The organism is Pseudomonas sp. ATCC 13867 (assembly GCF_000349845.1).
In the GTDB taxonomy this organism is placed as follows: Bacteria; Pseudomonadota; Gammaproteobacteria; order Pseudomonadales; family Pseudomonadaceae; genus Pseudomonas.
The window spans coordinates 3,268,616-3,287,722 of sequence record NC_020829.1; the positions used below are offsets into that span (position 1 = coordinate 3,268,616).

17 protein-coding genes are annotated in these 19,107 nt (G+C 67.0%); 11 read left to right on the top strand and 6 right to left on the bottom strand.

Going from position 1 to position 19,107, the window contains the following annotated elements; translation table 11 throughout:
- Window positions 1-208 precede the first annotated feature (208 nt).
- The 4 genes from H681_RS14520 (at window position 209) to H681_RS14535 (ending at window position 4,093) form a co-directional block, all read left to right on the top strand.
- On the top strand, window positions 209-1,009 hold the full coding sequence (locus H681_RS14520; RefSeq protein WP_236620544.1) for an NAD-dependent epimerase/dehydratase family protein: 801 nt from the start codon (window positions 209-211) through the stop codon (window positions 1,007-1,009).
- Between the two features lie 168 nt (window positions 1,010-1,177).
- Entirely contained in the window at window positions 1,178-2,566 is a 1,389-nt protein-coding gene (locus tag H681_RS14525) for an MFS transporter (RefSeq protein ID WP_236620480.1), read from the top strand.
- A 296-nt stretch (window positions 2,567-2,862) separates the two neighbouring features.
- A complete protein-coding gene (locus tag H681_RS14530) occupies window positions 2,863-3,423 on the top strand; it encodes a GNAT family N-acetyltransferase (protein ID WP_015477629.1) in 561 nt (186 codons plus the stop codon).
- Complete coding sequence (locus H681_RS14535) at window positions 3,410-4,093, top strand: helix-turn-helix domain-containing protein (RefSeq protein WP_015477630.1); 684 nt, start codon at window positions 3,410-3,412, stop codon at window positions 4,091-4,093. The genes H681_RS14530 and H681_RS14535 overlap by 14 nt, the downstream gene beginning before the upstream one ends.
- Before the next feature lie 122 nt (window positions 4,094-4,215).
- On the opposite strand, the gene H681_RS14540 is transcribed toward H681_RS14535, so the two are convergent.
- The 3 genes from H681_RS14540 to H681_RS14550 all read right to left on the bottom strand — a co-directional run bounded on the left by H681_RS14540 (window position 4,216) and on the right by H681_RS14550 (window position 7,255).
- Window positions 4,216-5,109: a sterol desaturase family protein gene (locus H681_RS14540; protein WP_015477631.1), complete on the bottom strand. Its 894-nt coding sequence runs from the start codon at window positions 5,107-5,109 to the stop codon at window positions 4,216-4,218.
- Window positions 5,110-5,183: 74 nt separating this feature from the next.
- Entirely contained in the window at window positions 5,184-6,311 is a 1,128-nt protein-coding gene (locus H681_RS14545; RefSeq protein WP_015477632.1) for an MFS transporter, read from the bottom strand.
- A gap of 86 nt (window positions 6,312-6,397) precedes the next feature.
- Window positions 6,398-7,255, bottom strand: a complete 858-nt coding sequence (locus H681_RS14550; protein WP_015477633.1) for a LysR substrate-binding domain-containing protein — start codon at window positions 7,253-7,255, stop codon at window positions 6,398-6,400.
- 111 nt (window positions 7,256-7,366) lie between these two features.
- On the opposite strand from H681_RS14550, the gene phnD reads away from it, so the two are divergent.
- The 7 genes from phnD to phnX all read left to right on the top strand — a co-directional run bounded on the left by phnD (window position 7,367) and on the right by phnX (window position 14,401).
- Window positions 7,367-8,239, top strand: a complete 873-nt coding sequence (phnD, locus tag H681_RS14555) for a phosphonate ABC transporter substrate-binding protein (RefSeq protein ID WP_015477634.1) — start codon at window positions 7,367-7,369, stop codon at window positions 8,237-8,239.
- Window positions 8,236-9,036, top strand: a complete 801-nt coding sequence (gene phnC, locus H681_RS14560; RefSeq protein WP_015477635.1) for a phosphonate ABC transporter ATP-binding protein — start codon at window positions 8,236-8,238, stop codon at window positions 9,034-9,036. The genes phnD and phnC overlap by 4 nt, the downstream gene beginning before the upstream one ends.
- A complete protein-coding gene (phnE, locus tag H681_RS14565; RefSeq protein ID WP_015477636.1) occupies window positions 9,033-9,851 on the top strand; it encodes a phosphonate ABC transporter, permease protein PhnE in 819 nt (272 codons plus the stop codon). Before phnC ends, phnE begins: the two co-directional genes overlap by 4 nt.
- A gap of 216 nt (window positions 9,852-10,067) precedes the next feature.
- On the top strand, window positions 10,068-11,156 hold the full coding sequence (gene psrA, locus H681_RS14570; protein WP_041712625.1) for an iron-containing alcohol dehydrogenase PsrA: 1,089 nt from the start codon (window positions 10,068-10,070) through the stop codon (window positions 11,154-11,156).
- Window positions 11,157-11,267: 111 nt separating this feature from the next.
- On the top strand, window positions 11,268-12,563 hold the full coding sequence (locus H681_RS14575) for an MFS transporter (protein ID WP_015477638.1): 1,296 nt from the start codon (window positions 11,268-11,270) through the stop codon (window positions 12,561-12,563).
- Window positions 12,564-12,619: 56 nt separating this feature from the next.
- Complete coding sequence (locus H681_RS14580) at window positions 12,620-13,480, top strand: LysR substrate-binding domain-containing protein (protein ID WP_015477639.1); 861 nt, start codon at window positions 12,620-12,622, stop codon at window positions 13,478-13,480.
- A 93-nt stretch (window positions 13,481-13,573) separates the two neighbouring features.
- Window positions 13,574-14,401: a phosphonoacetaldehyde hydrolase gene (gene phnX / locus H681_RS14585; RefSeq protein WP_015477640.1), complete on the top strand. Its 828-nt coding sequence runs from the start codon at window positions 13,574-13,576 to the stop codon at window positions 14,399-14,401.
- Window positions 14,402-14,751: 350 nt separating this feature from the next.
- Here the strand turns inward: phnX and H681_RS14590 are convergent, their stop codons facing one another.
- The 3 genes from H681_RS14590 to H681_RS14600 form a co-directional block, all read right to left on the bottom strand.
- The gene (locus H681_RS14590; RefSeq protein ID WP_015477641.1) at window positions 14,752-16,158 is read right to left on the bottom strand and encodes a DUF1254 domain-containing protein; all 1,407 of its coding nucleotides are present in this window, start codon (window positions 16,156-16,158) and stop codon (window positions 14,752-14,754) included.
- 3 nt (window positions 16,159-16,161) lie between these two features.
- Window positions 16,162-17,505 (bottom strand): DUF1254 domain-containing protein, encoded by a 1,344-nt coding sequence (locus H681_RS14595; RefSeq protein WP_015477642.1) that lies wholly within the window; start codon window positions 17,503-17,505, stop codon window positions 16,162-16,164.
- A gap of 259 nt (window positions 17,506-17,764) precedes the next feature.
- On the bottom strand, window positions 17,765-19,102 hold the full coding sequence (locus tag H681_RS14600; RefSeq protein ID WP_015477643.1) for a DUF1329 domain-containing protein: 1,338 nt from the start codon (window positions 19,100-19,102) through the stop codon (window positions 17,765-17,767).
- Window positions 19,103-19,107 lie beyond the last annotated feature (5 nt).

The window sequence follows — 19,107 nt, forward strand, 5'->3', positions numbered from 1 at the left end:
GGCCCATGAATGCGGCTCATCCAGGCCGATGAAAAATTCTCACAGGTGGCCAAGTATTTATACTTCGCGCAACTGGCTTTGATTCGAATAATCTCCAGCCTCATAAATCCAATAACATCTGAGCAGGAGATATGCAGTGCGTGAAACTTCCCGCCCACAACCCCATAGAGTCGTAGTTACCGGCGGCAGCGGACGACTTGGACACTATGTGGTCGAACAACTCCACAAGAATTTCTCGGTAAAAGTTCTCGATCTTCGCCCTCCCCGGCAGAATGTGGACTTTGCTCAGGCGAATGTTCTGGACCTCGATACATTGCGCAAAGAGTTCGCTGGCGCCGATGCGGTCATTCATCTTGCCGCAATCGATTTCGATCACCAGGCAAAACCTGAAGACTATATCCATGTAAATGTCCAAGGAACCTGGAACGTACTTCAGGCCGCCAATGAACTGGGCATCCAGCGGGTCGTTCTTTGTTCCAGTATTTCCGCCTGCGGCCTTTCGGAGGCCCATCCGTCCTTCATCCCGGAGTATCTGCCGGTGGATGAAGAACACCCCCACTCTCCCATCCAGGCCTACAGCGTCAGCAAGCAACTGATGGAGAACATGGCGGCCAGCTTCGTTCGCCGTGGCGACATCCAGGTGGTCTGCCTTCGCCCGATGATGGTGCTGATACCCGAGAACATCGCCCCCACGGTCACCCGTGCGGACGACCAGGCGTCCCGTTGGCTGTTCTACTACATCACCCCCGAGGACTGTGCCCGCGCCTTCGAGGCCGCATTGCGCGCCACCCATATCGACAGCGGCAACTTCTTCGTCACCGCGCAGGACAGCTGCCGCGCGGAACCGACCCTCCAATGGGTAGAGCGGGTATTCGGCAAGCTCCCGGAAATCCGCGACCGGGAACGCTACGAATGCGATCCCTACGCCTCGATCTTCTCCGGCGACAAGGCCCGCCAGGCATTCGACTTCGTCCCCCGGAGCAACTGGCGGGAAATCATCGGCTCCTGAGCCATCACGCCGGCTCCGGCGAGCCGGCCTGCTTTCCATTTCGCGACGGAGGATGCACATCCTTAGCTGAACTTGCGTGCATGAAACGAACCCTGGTCGAGGGTCCTGTCCGACTCGAAGCCCCTCGACGCACCCACGAAAGAAAACAATTAGAACGGGGTATATGTAATGACTGTGATCACTGGATCCGATACGGCAACGCTCGTGAATCGTTCAAGCAACGTCAGTCATGGTTCTTCGATTATTGACGACAGCCCGATGACGTTCTTCCACTGGCGCCTGCTGTTGCAGTCCGCCGGCGGCCCCTTCCTCGATGGCTGGTTGCTGAGCATCATTGGTGTTGCGCTGATCGGCATGACCCCCGCACTCGGGCTGTCGGGTACGGATCTGAGTCTGGCGGGCGCCGCGGCGCTCATCGGCATCTTCTTCGGCGGGCTGATATTCGGGCGCATGACCGACGTCATCGGCCGCCAGCTCATGTACACCATCGATCTCATCGTGCTGGTGGTCGGTTCCGTTCTCTGCGCCTTCGTCGACAGCGTCTGGCAGATCATCCTGCTGCGCTTCCTGATTGGTGTCGCCATCGGCGCGGACTACCCCATCGCGACCTCCCTGCTCGCGGAATGGCTCCCGACCAAGCGGCGGGCAGCGATGCTCGGCTCCCTGGTGGTGGCTTGGTTCCTCGGTGCGACGGTCGCGACATTCCTGGGCTTCGCGATGGTCGAGTTCCTCGGCGAAGACTCCTGGCGCTGGATGCTCGCCAGCTCCGGCGTACCGGGCCTGATCATCCTGCTCATGCGTATCGGTACCCCCGAATCGCCGCGCTGGCTGATTTCGAAGGGACGCATCGAGGAAGCCGAGGCGGTGGTGCGGAAGATCTATGGCCAGGATGCGGACCTCTCGTCCATTCGCGAGGCCGAGTCGATCCGTCCCCAGCGCCTCGGCTACTCGGCGCTGCTTCAAGGCGAATACCTCAAGCGCACCTTCTTCTGCGGCATGTTCTACCTCTGCGCCGTCACCCCGGTCTTCGCGATCTATACCTTCGGCCCCGTCATGCTGTCGGCGTTCGGCCTGAACGAAGGCAACCTGAGCAACATCGGCTATGCACTGATCAGCCTGCTGTTCCTGCTCGGCTGCCTGCCGGCGCTGCGACTCTCCGAGACGGTCGGACGCCGCCCCCTGCTGCTGTGGTCCTTCGCCCTGATGATCCTGCCGTTCCTGGCCCTGGGAATCGCGCCCAATGCGCCGGTCGCGCTGATCATCTTCTGGTTCTGCCTGTACGCGGTCGCGTCCGGCGGACCGAACATCCTCGAATGGTCCTATCCGAACGAGCTCTTCCCCACCGATATCCGCGCTACCGCGATGGGCGTCATCACCGCCGTCAGCCGTATCGGAGCCGCCCTGGGTACCTTCCTGCTGCCGCTGTCTCTCGAGCACTACGGTGACGGCGCAACCATGCTGATCATGGCGGGCATGACCGCCGTGGGCTTCATCATCTCGTTCATGCTGGCGCCAGAAACCAAGGGCCGGTCGCTGTCGGAGGCCAGCGGCATCTGATCGATGAACGCAATCGCCAGGCCGAGCCCTGGCGATTGCCCACGTTCCGCGCCGCCGCCGGCGTTTATTTCGTACGCCCTTCGGCGCGTTACAGCTCGGGGCTACCAGCGAAGTGTTCAAGGCCCGGATCGAGGGGCCATTCGCCGGGAGCGCACGTGGGAAACGCCGGCCACTCGCCCATCCGACGTTCCAGCTGCGCCAGGAGAAAGCATCTCTACCAGGCCACAGGTTTGCCAACGCTGGCCAGCAGCCGCCGGGAAACGGCAGACTGTCCACGACGCACCGAGGAACCCGTCATGGAATGCCCAGGCCCGCCCACCCTGCATACCGCGCGTTTGCTGCTTACGCCAATACGACTGGCCGACGCCGAGGCCATCCAGCGTCTGTTCCCGCACTGGGAAGTGGTGCGCTACCTGGATCGCCGCGTGCCCTGGCCCTACCCGACCGACGGTGCGCTGGTCTATGTGCGCGACGTGGTGCTGCCGGCCATGACCCGTGGCGAGGAATGGCACTGGATGATCCGCCTCGCCGGCGAGCCGGAGGATGCCATCGGCAGCATCTCGCTGTTCGATCAGCCGGGCGGTCACCGCGGCTTCTGGCTGGCGCCCGCCTGGCAGGGCCGCGGCTACATGAGCGAGGCCTGCGAGGCGATCAACCGCTTCTGGTTCCAGACCCTGGGCCGGCCGCTGATGCAGGTGCCCAAGGCCGCCCCCAACGAAGGTTCGCGGCGTATCTCAGAACGCGAGGGCATGCGTCTGGTGGGCCGCGACCAAGGTCACTTCGTCAGCGGCGTGCTGCCACGGGAAACCTGGGAGCTTACCCGGGAAGAGTGGCTGGCGCGCCATGCAGACGACTGAGCAGGCCTGGCAGGGCGAACTGTGGCTCGGCGCGGACTTCTGCCTCGTCGCCGGCACCACCGGCCACGCGCGCGCCCACGCCCACTACGCGCACCAGTTGCTGATGGCCCGCGAGGGCGAGGTCACGGCGCTGATCGACGAGCAGCCGCAGCGGGCTGCGCTGCTGGTGATCGCCTCCAACCAGCGCCACGCGATCCTCGACAGGGACCAGAGCGCCGTCACCCTGTTCGCCGAGCCGCTGGCCTTCGAACTGGCCGATCTTGAACGACTCTGCCGGCTGATCGGGCCCGACCTGCAAGGGCTCGCATCAGCTCTGCGCGAACTGCCGCGCCGGCAGCTCGACCCGCGCCTGGAGAAAGCCCTGCAACGCATCCGCGCGCTGGGCGACGGCGCGCTGCCCGCCCAGGCGCTCGCCGAGGAAGCCTCGCTCTCGCTGAGCCAGCTGGAACGGCTGTTCAGCGGCACGCTGGGCCTGTCGGTGCGCCGGCTGGTGCTCTGGCAACGGCTGCGTCAGGCGCTGTGGCTGGCCATGACGGGCGACAGCCTGACCAGTGCCGCCATCGCGGCGGGCTTCGCCGATTCCGCGCACTTCTCCCGCAGCGTGCGCAGTCAGTTCGGCATCCGTGCCGACCTGACGCTACGCCAGTTGAAGCTGCGCCTGCTCGATTAACACGACACCTCTGTCGATCCACGTCTGCCGGGGCGATGAGTTTCGCGGACAAGGTCCGCTCTTACGCCAGCGGTCACGACGGAGCTGACCTGCAGGAGCGAGCTTGCTCGCGAACCTTCCTGTCAGCGCGTACCGATTCCCGCACGCCGCAGCGCTACCGGCAACGGCGCTGGCGGATAAGCCACCTCGACACGACGGAACGGCTCGGCCAACTGATCGAAGTACGCCACCGGGTAGTCGGGGCGGTCGCCGATGCCCAGGTCATCTTCCGCCAGCGCGTAGTCCGGCAGGTGCAGCGCCGTGCCCAGCAGGCGATCCCAGAAGCTGAAGAACAGCGCGAAGTTCACATCCCCCGCCGTGCCGTATTTCAGGTGGTGCAGGCGATGCAGCGGCGCCCAGGCGAACAGGTGGCGCAGTGCGCCGATGCGCATGTCCACATTGCTGTGCTGCAGCAGCAACTGGATGGCGATGGCGAACGCCAGCAGCGCCGCAACTTCCAGCGGAATACCCAGCAACAGCAGCGGCAGCGTGCCGCCGAGGGCTTCGAGCATCTGGTGCAGCGGATGCTTCATCAGCCCGTTGAAGCCATACATGCGGGTGACGCCGTGGTGCACCGCATGCAAGCGCCACAACAGCGGCGAACGGTGGCTGGCGTAATGCACCAGCGTCACGCCGAGATCAGCGATCAGCAGCGCCACCAGCAGTTGCAGCCCCAGCGGCCAATCCGTTGGCCACAGTTCGAAATGCGGCAGCCACAAGGCCACCAGCGGAATCGTCGCAATCCCCAGAGCATTCAACGTCTCGTTGACCAGCGCGTGGAGCAGGTCGCGGGCGCCATCTCCGTGGTTCTCGTTCCAGCCCGCTCGATAGGGCCAGAGCCGTTCGGCCAGGAAGGCCAGCAGGACCGCCAGGGGCAACAGCGCCGGCAGGCAGATCAGCGATACGTCCGCACCGACCAGGTACAGCGCCAGGCCGATGAAGCCGAAGAAGAACGCGGGGGCGTAGAGGTGTCGCATGGTGCAGCTCCAGTGCAGGAAGAGCCGCCAGTTTCGTCGCAGCGCCGTCAGTCGCGCTTGAACAATCCGCGCATTCAACGCCGCCAGGCACACCCCAGTGCGCTGAGCGCCAGTACCAGTGCCGCGCCGGCGTAGGCCCAGAGTGCCGGCACCTGCGGCAGCAGCACGCCCGCCAGGATCGGCCCGAGCCCCGCCCCGATGTCGCGCCACACCGCGTTGCCCGCCAGCGCCTGGATACGCGCCTGCGGGTTGCGCTGCGCCACCAGCGTCACCACCAGCGGCAGTTGCAACGCGCGCAGCACCAGCACGAAGAAGGCGCCGACGAACAGCCAGTAGCTGCCGAACATCAGCAGCGCCAGCGAGGTGGCCAGTGACAGCACGACCAGCATGCGCAGCGCGCCGAAGCGATCGGCCAGGCGCCCGCCGAAGGGGCTGAAGAGCATCTCGCTGAGATAGCGCACCGCCATCAGCACGCCCGCCACCAGCACGCCGGTGCCGCCCAGGTGAGTCTGCGCGTAGAGCGACAGGCCGAAGACGAACAGGCCGTCGAGGGTCACGCCTTCGATGAAGGACCAGGTGGCGATGCTGTCCGGCAGACGCAGGCGGCGGCCGCTATTGGCAGGGATGTCGTGCCCCCTGTCGGGCAGCGCGCGGGCGCGCCAGAGGCCGCACAGGGCGCTGACGCAGAGGACGAAGAAGATGCTGCGCGGGCCCAGCGCCTGGGCCATCAACGCGCCCAGCGGGAGGAACAGCATCGGCCCGATGGAGAGGGTCGCCCGCGAGCGCCCGGCGCGACGTGCGGCGCCCTGTGCTTCAGCGGTGGCGAGGGTCTGGGTGCTGAGGTTGAACGTGGCGAAGCACAGGCCCCAGACCAGCCTCAGGACCAGCAGCACGGCGAAGCCGGACAGGGTCGCGTTGCCCAGCGCACAGGCCGCTGCCGCGAAGGCCGCAAGGCTGCACGCGGCGCGGTCGCCGTGGCGGCCGTAGAAGCGCACCACCCAGCCGTAGCCGACGATACGCACCAGCCGGTTGGCCGCCAGCAGGATGCCCGCTTCCACCAGGGTTACGCCGAAATCGGCGGCGTACATCGGCAGCAGCAGGTACAGCAGCACGTCGCTGGGCAGGCACAGGCTGAGCACCTGGGCGGAGTTGCGCGAATCTCGGTCGGCTCGCTGCAGGGCAGGCGCGGAAGCGGACGACATGACAGCCTCGTGACAACGACGGGGGCCGCAGGATAACCCGCGCCCCGCCCCGCAGGACAAGCCTTACGCCGACGCCGGCCGCTGTGCTATTGCGCGAGAGAGCGCAGGAAGGAGGCGATCACCTGGCTGCTGCGGCGCTCGGCGAGGTAGTACAGGTAGGTCTCGGTACACACCGGGTCGCCACTGATGCGGATGGCCTTCAGCCGCGGGTCGGCGATGTACTCCGCCTCGGACACCACGCCAATGCCGATGCCGCGGATCGCCGCCTCTCGCAGGGCTTCGCGGCTGCCTATCTCCATGGCGATGCGCGGCGTCACGTCGGCCTTGTCCAGCGTGCGCTCCAGCGCCACGCGGGTGGTCGAGCCCTGCTCTCGACGCAGCAGCGGCTGGCCCTGCAAGGCTTGCAGGGGTACCTCCTCGTTACGCGCGAACGGGTGGTCGATGTGGGCGAAGAGGATCACCGGATGGCGCGCATACAACTGCGCGACGAACGCCGGATCGTCATGCAGCCCGGCGAGCACACCGACGTCGGTGACATAGTTTTCCAGGTCGGCGAGCACCAAGGCGGAGTTGCCGATGCGGATCGACACGTCGATCTGCGGGTAATCGCGGCGGTACAGGTCGACCATCTCGATCACATGGAACGGCCCCACCGCGCCGACCTTCAGCTGCCCGCGGTTGAGCTGGCCGGAATCGCGCAGCAGGTTGGTCGCCTCCGATTCGAGCATCGACATCTGCTGGGCGATCGGCAGCAGCGCGCGGCCCACCGCGGTCAACTCGATGCGCCGGCCACGGCGGTGGAACAGCTCGACGTTGAACTCGCGCTCCAGGCCCTGGATCTGCGTGGTCGCGGTCGGCTGGCTGAGGCCGATGGCCCTGGCTCCGGCGCTGAAGCTGGCGTGGCGGGCCACGGCGAGGAAGGTGCGCAGGCGGGCGGTGGACATCCATAGCTCCTATCAATGGATTTGTGCTCGAACCCATATTGATTTGATGGCGTGACTGTCACATGACAGCCCTAGCTTTGGCGCTACCGAACACAACCTCCGGGTAACGCCATGACTTCGCTGACCAGACTGTTCCGCTTCGCCGTGCTGCCGCTCGCCTTCGCCTCCGCCTTGGCTTCCACTGCCCAGGCGCAGGACGCCCTCACCGTCGGCCTGATTCCCTCCGAGGATTCCCAGGCCATGATCAAGAGCAGCCAGCTGGTCCTCGACCAGTTGCAGGAACGCCTGGGGATGCCGGTGAAGCCCTTCGTGGCCACCGACTACAACGGCGTGATCGAAGCGCTGCGCGCCGGCAAGCTCGACGTCGCCTATCTCGGCCCGTTCTCCTACGTGCTGGCGCATCAGGTCGCCGGCGCCGACGCCTTCGCCGTGGCGGTGACCAGGAAGACCGGCACCAGCGCCTACCACAGCCTGATCATCGCCCGTCAGGACAGCGGCATCCGCAGCCTGGACGACCTCAAGGGCCACACCTTCGCCTTCGTCGACCCCAGTTCCGCCTCCGGCCACCTGTTCCCCAAGGCCGGCCTGGAGCAGTCCGGCCATGACCCAAAGGCGCTGTTCTCGCGGGTGATCTTCTCCGGCTCCCACGACGCCAGCATCCTCGCCGTGGCGAACCGCAAGGTGGACGCCGCCGCCGTGGCCGACCGCATTCTTGCCGGCGCGATCAGCTCGGGGCAGGTCAAGCAGGACGACATCCAGGTGGTGTGGAAGTCCGACGACATCCCCGAATCGCCCATGGTCTGGCGCAAGAACCTCGACCCGGAACTGCAGCAGAAACTGGTTGCCGCGTTCGCCTCGATCAAGGACGTGCCGTGGGGCGACCAGGGCCAGCTGAATGGCTTCCAGCCCACCAACGACGCCGCCTACAACGTCGTGCGCGACACCGCCAAGGTGCTCGACCTCGACCTGCGGAGCCTGAAATGATCCGCGTCGCCCAACTAACCAAGGGCTACGGCGACAACCCGGTTCTGCGCGGGATCGACCTGCGCATCGAGGCCGGCGAGTTCGTGGTGATCCTCGGTCAGTCCGGCGCCGGCAAGTCCACCCTGCTGCGCTGCATGAACCGCCTGGCCCAGGCCGACGGCGGCGAATTGCAGGTGGCCGGCGTCGACGCCATGCAGGCGCGCGATACCCGCGAGCTGCGGCGGCGGGTGGCGATGATCTTCCAGCACCACAACGTGGTGCCGCGCCTGTCGGTGCTGAAGAACGTGCTCACCGGGCGCCTGGGCTGCGTCGGCACCCTCGCCTCGGTGCTGCAGCTGTTCAGCCGCGATGACGTCGCCCTGGCCCGCGAATGCCTGCGCCGGGTGGAGCTGGAACACAAGGCGGAAGCGCGCACCGACTCCCTCTCCGGCGGACAGATGCAGCGCGTGGGCATCGCCCGTGCGCTGGCCCAGCGGCCGCAGGTGATCCTCGCCGACGAACCGGTGGCCAGCCTCGACCCGAAGACCGCGCATCTGGTCATGCACTACCTGCGCGAGGCCACCCGCAAGCTGGGCATCACCGTGGTGTGCAACCTGCACCAGGTAGACCTGGCGCGGGAGTTCGGCGACCGCATCGTCGGCCTCGCCAACGGCCGCCTGGTGTTCGACGGCAGCCGCGAACAACTGGACGACGCGGCCCTGCAGCGCATCTACCAGCAACGCCCGTGCAGCGAGGCAACCGTCTACCAGGCGGCCGCCCGCGCGGTCTACGCCAGCGAAACAGGAGCCGGAGCATGAACCTGCGCAGCCACCACTGGATGGTCGAGATGCCGCACACCAAGCGCGGCTGGCTGACCACCGGCGCCGCCGTGCTGGCGGTGCTCTACCTGTTGCACTGGAGCGCCGAGGGCGCCCAACTGAGCTGGAGCGAACTGGCCAACGGCCTGCCGCAGATCGGCGACTTCCTGAGCCGCTCGCTGCCGCCGGACCTGAGCATCCTCCCCAGCCTCTGGCGCCCGGCGCTGGAGACCCTGCAGATCGCCCTCTGGGGCACCCTGCTGGGCATCGTGCTGGCCGTGCCGCTGGGCTTTCTCGCCGCGCGCAACCTGCACGGCAACCGCTGGCTGTACCTCGCCACGCGCCAGCTGCTCAACGTGATCCGCAGCATCAACGAACTGATCCTCGCCCTGGTGTTCGTCTCCGCCGTGGGCCTTGGGCCCTTCCCCGGCGTGCTGGCCCTGGCGCTGCACGGCGTGGGCATGCTCGGCAAGTTCTTCGCCGAGAGCATCGAGGAAATCGACCAGGGCCCGATCGAGGCGCTGCAGGCCACCGGTGCGCGGCCGTTGCAGGTGATCGTCTTCGGCGTGCTGCCGCAGGTGATCACCGCCTGGATCGCCGTGGTGCTCTACCGCTTCGAGGTCAACCTGCGCTCGGCCACCGTGCTCGGCATGGTCGGTGCTGGCGGCCTGGGCTTCGAACTGGTCAGCAGCCTGAAGCTGTTCAAGTACCAGGAGACCGCCACCTGCATCGTCGTCATCACCGTCATGGTGGTGCTTGCCGACCTGCTCTCCAACCGCCTGCGCCACGCCATCCAGGGTAACGGACGGCACTGACCGCCTGGGCCCCAACCTCTCCCCCTTCCGCCCCAACCTCCTGCCGCGTGTGCCTGCCGGGCACACGCTTGGCAGGCGCACGCCTGGAGTTTGCCCAAGATGCCCGCACCCGCCGTTATCGGTCTGGCCGATGCCCACCTGCGATCAATCGATTGGAACGAAACCGACGAGGCCCCGAGCATGGCCGCACGTTCAAACAACAACAAGGAACTGCCCATGCCTGCCCGATTCCACAATCCGGTCGCCACCGTTTTCGGCGGCGGCAGCCTGGACCGCATCGCCGACCTGTGCGAAGGCAAGGTCGCCCTGGTGACCTTTCCCGAAGCCGCGCAACTGGGGCTGATCGACCGTGTCCGCAGCCTGCTCGGCGAGCGCCTCGCCTACGTCATCGACGACGTGCAGCCCAACCCCGACGTGGCCTGGCTGCGCGATGTGCACGAGCGCTTCTGGCGCGAAGCAGCGGACTGCAGCACCGTCTTCGCCCTTGGCGGAGGCAGCGCCATCGACACCGCCAAGGCGCTGATCGTCGGCACCGCTTCCGGGCACTTCGACGAGCTGCTCGACCTACTGGCCGCCGGCAAGCCCTTCGCCCCGGCGCGCAGCAAGACGCTGATCGCCGCGCCGACCACCGCCGGCACCGGCAGCGAAGTCACGCCCTGGGCGACCATCTGGGACGCCCAGCGGCAGAAGAAGTATTCCCTGCACCTGGACTGCACCTGGCCCAAGGTCGCGCTGATCGACCCGGACCTGATGCTCAGCGTGCCCGCCGGGGTGACGGTTTCCACCGGGCTGGACGCGCTGTCCCACGCGCTGGAATCGATCTGGAACCACAACGCCAACCCGATCTCCGACACCTTCGCCATCTCCGCCATCGAGGACATCCTCGACTGCCTGCCGCGCCTGCAACAGGACCTCTCCAACCGCGAACTGCGCTCGCGCATGGCCCTGGCCGCGCTGAAGGCCGGCATGGCCTTCTCCAACACCAAGACCGCGCTGGCCCACTCCATCTCCTATGAGATGACCCTGCGCCACGGCCTGCCCCACGGCATCGCCTGCTCCTTCACCCTGCCACTGGTGCTGGGCCTGGCCTGGGGCCGCGACGCCGACCGCGACCGCACCCTGCAGCGGGTGTTCGGCCACGACCTTGCCGGCGCGCAGAAGCGCCTGCGTGAATTCCTCCATCGCCTCGGGGTCAAGACCGAGTTCGGCGACTACGGCGTGACTGCCGCCGAAGCCGAAGCGATGATCAACTTCGCCATGCAGGGTGCCCGAGGACGCAACTTCATCGGCTCGCAAGCCGCCTGACGCCGCCCCTCATTGGGCGGCCCCGGCGGCCGCCTTTTCCTGTTGCACCAAAAAAGAGTGCCGACACGCCGAGCTTTTAGCCGGCGCGAGCGAACAAGAAGGAAAACCACCATGAACCGTGCACAAACCCTGTCTGGCCCCATCCCCGCCGTCACACCATTCCGCCTTGCTCAGTGGCGCATGCTGCTGGCCGCGATGTTCTGCTACCTGTTCTTCTACACCGGGCGCCAGACCTTCGGCTTTGCCATCCCCGGCATCCAGGCCGAGTTCGGCCTGAGCAAGGAGACCCTCGGCTGGGCCTCCAGCGCCATGCTGTGGATGTATGCCATCGGCCAGGCCATCAACGGCAACCTCGCCGACAAATTCGGCGGGCGACGCATCATGAGCCTGGGCGCGGCGCTATCCTGCGCAGCCAATTGGGTCACCAGCTTCGCCGGCGGCTTCGGCAGCCTGATCCTGCCGTGGGGCATCAACGGCTATTTCCAGGCCCTGGGCTGGGCGCCGGGCAGCCGCCTGCTGTCGAACTGGTGGAGCGCCGCCGAGCGCGGGAAGGTCTACGGCTTCTATGTGTTCGCCGCCGGTTGCGCCTCGGTGCTGTCCTACGTCACCTCGGTAGTGGTGATCGACGTGCTGCACCTGGAGTGGCGCTGGATCTTCCGCCTGCCGGTGCTGCTGATGCTCGCTGGTGGCATCGTGTTCTTCCTGGTGGCCCGCGAGCGCCCGCAGGACATGGGCTTCGAACCGCTGGCCGACACCGGCGTGGCGAACGCCGAGGACCGCGCCAGCGAAGCCGCCCACGGCGAGGAAGAAACATCGACGCAACGCTACCTCGCCGTGCTGAAGAACCCGCGCCTGCTGGTGGCGGCGCTGTCGCTGGGCTTCCAGAACGCCGCGCGCTACGGGCTGATCGTCTGGGTGCCGGTGCACTTCCTCGGCGCCGACTGGCAGAAGGGCCAGAGCTTCATCGACCCGAAGTGGATCACCATCGCCCTGCCCGTCGGCATGGCCGTGGGTGCGCTGAGCAACGGCTGGGTGTCCGACCGCCTGTTCGGCAGCAAGCGCTACCGCGCGATCATGCTCTACATGGTGCTGGGCGCCCTCACCAGCCTGTGGATGTGGAGCCTGCCGGCGCACAGCGGGGTCGGTCTGCTCGCGCTGTTCTTCTGCGGCTTCTTCGTCTACGGCCCGGCGTCGAGCTTCTGGGCGCTCTGCCCGGACCTGGTCGGCGCGCGCCGCGCCGGCACCGCCACCGGGATCATGAACTTCTCCTCCTACCTCTTCGCGGGCCTGGCCGAACCCCTGATCGGTCGTATGCTGGACACGACCGGCAATACTTCACTGATCTTCATCGTGGTCACCACGGCCTGCGTGTGCAGCGCGGTGGTCGCCCTGTTCGTCCGGCGCTGAGGGCACGGCCATGTGGCAAGCCCCGGAGCCAGACGCCTCCTATAAAAAGAGAAGCCATGTACCAGTACCACAAGTGGTTGCGCTCCTTTCATGCCGTGGCCCGCACCGGCAGCTTCACCCAGGCGGCGGCGCTGCTGAGCGTCGGCCAGCCGACCATCAGCGAGCAGGTCAGCGGCCTGGAGAAGCGCTTCTCAGTCGAGCTGTTCCATCGTCGCGGCCGCTTCATCGAGCTGAGCCCGGCCGGGCAGCAGCTCTACGCGATCACCCAGGGCCTGTTCGGCCAGGAGGACGAAGCCTTGCAACTGCTGCAGAGCTTCCAACAGCGCAAACAGGGCATGCTGCGCCTCGGCGCGGTGTCGCCGCCGATCGCCATGAGCCTGACCTACTCGCTGATGCAGCGGTACCCGGAGATCGAGCTGGAGACCTCCTTCACCAGCGAGGCCGGCACCCTGGAGCGGCTGTACAACTTCGACATCGACGTGGCGATCCTCGCCCTCTCGGAGTTCGACCAGCGCCTGAGCACGCAGCTCTACCGCACCTGCCCGATCCTCGCGGTGGTACGCGACGACCACCCCTGGGCACGGCAGGAATCGGTCAGCGTGCAGGAGATCGCCAAGGAGCGTGTGGTACTGCGCGAGCCGGCCTCGCGTACCCGTCAGCTGGTGGAGGAAGGCTGTCGCCAGCACGGCGTGGAACTGGACTGCGCGATGCAGCTGAACAGCCGCGAGGCGATCGTACATGCGGTGGTACACGGCATCGGCGTGGGCTTCGTCTCGGCGGTGGAGTACGCCGACCGGCCGGGCACGCGCTCCATCGCCTTCGCCGAGGACCCGTTCCACATCAGCTACTACCTGTGCTGCCTGGGCATCCGCCGCAAGCGGCCGATCATCGCCGAGCTGTTCGACTCCACGGCCTGATCGTCAACTCGAACAACCCCTGACATCGCGAGCCTGCCACGACGCCGGGCGGGCCGCGCTCATTCTCAAGAATCCCCTCACAGGAGCATCACCATGCACTACCAGCAACCCAAGCAACTGCAAGCCGCCATCCTCGACTGGGCCGGCACCGTGGTCGACTTCGGCTCCTTCGCGCCGACGCAGATCTTCGTCGAAGCCTTCGCCAAGTTCGGCATCCAGGTCAGCCTGGAAGAGGCCCGTGGCCCGATGGGCATGGGCAAGTGGGACCACATCCGCACCCTGTGCGACATTCCCGCCATCGGCGAGCGCTACAAGGCCAAGTTCGGCCGCGTGCCGAGCGACGACGACGTCACCGCCATCTACGAGCGCTTCATGCCGCTGCAGATCGAGAAGATCGCCGAGCACTCGGCGCTGATTCCCGGCGCGCTGGACGCCATCGCCGCACTGCGCAAGCAAGGGCTGAAGATCGGCTCCTGCTCCGGCTATCCGGCGGTGGTGATGGAGAAGGTCGTGGCCCTGGCGAAGACCAACGGCTACGTCGCCGACCATGTGGTCGCTACCGATGAAGTGCCCAACGGCCGCCCGCATCCGGCCCAGGCGCTGGCCAACGTGATCGCCCTGGGCATCAACGACGTGGCGGCCTGCGTGAAGGTCGACGATACCTGGCCGGGCATCCTCGAAGGCCGCAGCGCCGGCATGTGGACCGTGGCGCTGACCTGCTCGGGCAATGCCCTGGGGCTGACCTATGAGCAATACAAGGCGCTGCCAGCGGAGAAGCTGGAGCAGGAACGCCGCCGTATCGGCCAGATGTTCGAAGGCTCGCGCCCGCACTACCTGATCGACACCATCGCCGAGCTGCCGGCGGTGATCGAAGACATCAACGCGCGCCTGGCGCGGGGCGAGATGCCGCAGGGCTGCTAGTTCTTCCCACGAGAAGGGCCCGTACACGCGGGCCTTTTTTGTGCCACCGTAGGAGACAGTCGAGCGACAGCGTCGAAATCACGCCGTGCAGGTCTTTCAGCCGTGGATGGGGACTGAACGGCTACATCCAGTCGATGGGTTTCGCCCCTGGCAGTCGCTTGCTTTCCAACTGGCGGGACGATCGCCGGCGCGCCCGTCGGGCGCCGCTCGCTGAAGTGCCGGCAGGACGGCTGCGCAACTGCGACATCCTGTACTTGGCGCTGAACCTTGCCGATTGAGGGTCGAAACGCCAATGCCGGCACGGGGACCGGGTTGTGCCTGGCACAGCCCGATTCCCTTGCCGGCGGCAGTCAGACCCGCTCGATCCCCGGCATCGTCCACTCCCCGCTCACCACCTGCCGCTGCGGTCCGTAGATCCGCAGGATCAGGTTGAACGGCCCCTGCCGCGTCGAAGGCAGCCAGTTCGCCTGCTCCACCTTGCCAGGCGCGTCGGCCTGGATGTAGAGCGTCACGCCGCCATCGGCATCGCGCACCAGCGGATCGCGGCTGCTCAGGCAATAGCGCTGGATGGGGTTGTCCACCAGTTGGCGATCCGGCAGGTCGTAGAGGGTCAGCGACCAGAACTCCCTGGCCGGCGGCAGTTGCCCCGGAGCGAAGCGCAGCCGGTAGCGCCGGCCACCCTGCAGCGGCTGCTTCGCACTGTCGAAGCGGCTGCCCAGGTAGATGGCCTCCTCCACGCTGTTGCCATAAATGCCGCTGGCCGCCGCGGCCGCTCGGCTCAGGTAGTCGTTGTGCATGGCAGCGCGCGTGCCGAACAGGCCGGCGGAGGAGCGCAGCGTGGCGCCCTTGGCCTTCAGCTCGGCCACGCCCTGCTGGATGCCGGCGGCCAGCGCCTGGCGTTGCGCCGGGCCGAGCGCCGCCGGGTCGAACGCCAGGCCTGCGCCGATGCCGACACGGGCGAAACGCTGGCGCAGCTCAACCTCGCTCGGGTCCGTCGGACAGAAGGCGAGAATCCGGTTGAGGTGCGGGATGAAGCCGGCGCCCAGGTCACGCGGCATTTCCCAGGGCAGCCAGTTGACGACGGGGGCGGCAGCGGGCGCCGGAGTGCCGCTGAACGCATGCAGGGGGCGCAGCCGGTATTGCTGCTGGAGCTCGCGCACCGCCGGCAGGTCGGCGGCGCTGCGCAGACCGGTGCGGCCCAGGATCATGGCGATCTGCGTTCCGCTGCGCAGCACCTGGCGGATACCGGCCGGCGCCTCGCCCTTCCAGTCGGGCCCGGCAACCAGGTAGTCGCCGGCCTCGCGGCCAGTGGCGAGCACGCCGACATAGCCGAAGTTGAAGGTGTACTGGTCAACCAGCTGGTGCACGTAGTAGCGGTCGTCGGCCACCGCCGGCACGCTGAGCACCCAGGGCTCGGCGCGCAGGTCGAGCCAGGCCCAGGAGTATGGGGTGTCGTTGTTGGGCGTCACCACGTCGCGGTTCTTCGGGGTGAACAGCTCGCTGTAGTGGCGGAACACGCCGAAGCCGCCGACGTACTCCGGCCCCTGTGGATCGAGTGCCTGCTTCTGCATCGTCTGGTAATGCATCAACATCGGGTAGGCGTAGATCCAGGCTTGGCGAACGATGTCCCGGAACACGGCAGGATCGCTTTCCAGTTCGGCGGGAGCGGCCAGAAGCCAGTTCGGCACACAGCCCAGGCCGAAGCCAAGCGCACCGCTGGCGCCGAGGAAACGGCGGCGGGTCAGAAGTGGATTCATGGCTTACTCCTGGCTGGCGACCGGCTGTACGGCCGGCGGCTGGTAGTCGCCCTTGAGCGCGCTGGCCTGCGGCAGGTACATGCGCAGGATCAGGTTGAACGGCCCCCGGGGCGCCGGCAGCCAGTTGTCGGTATGGGTTGGCTGGGCGTGCTGGATGGTCAGGGTCAGGCCGCCATCGGCGTCCTTCTTCAGCCCGCCTTCGCTGTTGAGCGTGTAGCGGTTGAGCGGGTTGGCCGCGAGCATCTGGGTCTTGCCGTCGTACAGGGTCACCGACCAGAAGGCGTCCACCGGCGGCAGTTGGCCGGGGGCGAAGCGCAGGCGGTATGCCCGTCCGCCATCCAGCACCTGGCCGCCGGCATCGACACGGGTGACCGGGTACATGGCCTCTACCGCGTCGTTGGCGTAGAGGTACTTCCAGGCCACCGCCGCGCGGGTCAGGTCATCGCTGCCGTAATGGCCGACATTGGTCGGGAATGTCTGCCAGCCATTGCTCGGTTTGGAGAAACCTTCGGTGGCGGCGAGTACCTTGTTGCGGCCCTCCTCCGCCCCCTCGGCCACGGCCTGGGCGATATCCGCCGGCAGTTGCGCGGGGTCGAAGGGTTTGCCGGTGCCCACGCCGATCTGCGCGAACCGCGCCAGGCGCTCCCGCTCCTGCGGGTTCCAGGCGTGCCAGGTGGACAGCGCGTTGAAATCGACGAAGACGTTCTGCGCCGGCCCCTGCTTGGTCGGCTGGTAGGGCGGCACGTCCATCTTGTGCGGCAGCAGGGTCGGCTGGGTGCTGCGCAGCGTGTAGCCCTCCATCACCGCCTTGGCGGCGGCCAGGTCGGCTTCGCCATCCACGGCGGTGCGGCCGAGCAGGAACAGGATGCGGCTGGGCGAGCGGATCACCTTGCCCTGGAAGCCCTCGGGCTGCTTGCCGTCCCAGTCGGGGCCGGCGATCAGGAAACTGCCGGCGGCGCGGCCGGTGGCGCGGGTGCCGATGTAGTCGAGATTGTCGGTGCGCATGTCGATCAGCTGGAAGCTGTAGTAACGCCGGGGCACCGCCGGCACGTCGAGGACCACCGGGTGCTCGCGCAGGTCGAGCAAGGCGTAGGAATAGAGCGTGTCGTTGTTCGGCGAGACCACGGTGCGGTCTTCCGGGCCGAGCAGCGTGGTGCGGTTGTACAGGTGGTTGACCGGCAGCTTGGCGGCGATGGCCTGCAGGGTCTTGCCGTGTTCGGCGGTGGCGTAGGCGAACAGGTAGGCCTGTTCGGCCAGCTCGCGGGCCTGCTGCGGACTCGGCGCAGCCGCCCAGGCGTGGCCGGCGAACAGGGGAAGCAGGGCGAATGCAGGCAGCCAGTGGCGCATGGGGTGTTCCTCGTTGTTCTTGTTGGAATGGCATGGGCCGGCCAGGCGAACGCCGGAACCCGATGTCCGGCCAGAGTGCGCTACGCGGCGGCACCGGGGGTTAGCGCCAGCGGACAAAAAACGATCACGGCGCCGGAGGACCACCCAGTCCGGCGTTGAGCGCATGCCGGCTGGCATGCCTTGTAAAAAATGCCATCCCCATGACGCGGGGGATGGCGCAGGAGCCCCGGCCACGTCCGGCCGGGGAAGGAGCAGAGATCTACTTGGCCCAACGACGCAGGTCGGATGGCGTGTAGTCGCTGATCTTCGCGTGCTGCCCGGTCTTCAGGCCGGTGCTCTCCTCGTTCATCAGGCCGTTGACGAAGTAGCGCCCGCTGATCAGGTCATAGGCCGCGGCCAGGGCTTCGAAGGTGAATTGCTTGTCGTAGTACGGCATGGCGTGGGACTGGTAGTTGCGCCACAGCTCGCCACGGCTGTCGTACAGCTCGCCGAGGAGGATGTTCCAGCTGTCCTCGTCGAGGTAGTAGCGGCGCTTGCTGTAGACGTGGCGCGCGCCGGGCTTGAGGGTCGCTTCCACGACCCACACGCGGTGCTTCTCGAAGCGTGCGAGGTCGGGGTTGATATGGCCGGTCGTGAGGATGTCGGCGTACTTCACCGAGCGGTCGTACAGGCGGAAGCTGTTGTAGGGCACGAACAGCTCCTGCTTGCCCACCAGCTTCCAGTCGTAGCGGTCCGGCGCACCGTTGAAGCCGTCGAGGCTGTCGGCGGTGATCATGCCGTCGCTGTAGCGCGCGCTGTTGTCGTAGGCGACCAGCGGGGCGCGGCGCACCCGGCGCTGGCCGGGGATGTACTGCCAGGCCGCGCGCGGCTCGGCCACCTGGTCCATCGGCTCGTGGGTCAGCACCGCCTCGCCGGACAGCCGCGCCGGCGCCAGCACGCGGGTCTTGAACAGGTACAGCAGGTTGGCGCCCTGCGGCAGGTCGTCGACGGTCTCGGCGTAGTTCATGTCGGTCTGCGAGCGGACCAGGCTGTAGACGCCGTTCTCCTTCACGTTGGCCGAGCTGAAGGTGCGCTCGATACTGCCGCCGCGGTAGCGGGTGATATGGTTCCAGATCGCCTCGACACCCTCCTTCGGCAGCGGGAAGGGCACGCCACGCTGGTAGTTCAGCACGCCGTTGCCGCCGTCGGCGAGCTTGGCCTTGCTGGCATTGTCGCGGGTCGCGGCATTGATCTCCTCGGGCAGCCGCGCGCTGCGGTGGCTGGGGTAGACATTGATCTTGTAGGTGTTCGGATAACGCTTGAGCATCGCCTGCTCGCCGGGGCTGAGCCACTGGCTGTACTGCCCGGCGTTGGCCGGGGTGATGGTGAACAGCGGCTTTTCGGCGGCGTAGGGATCGGCATAGCCACCCTTGGCGTCGACCTGCCCGGCGTCGGGTTTCAGGCCGCCGTCCCAGGCGGGGATGCTGCCGTCGGCGTTGCCGGCCTTCTCGGCGCCGACCGGGGTCAGGCGGTTGCCGAGATCGGCCACGGTGTCGGCGTGGGCGCAGAACGCCAGGCCCAAGGCCAGTGCCAGGGCGGAGATTTTCGCAAGTTGCATGGGGC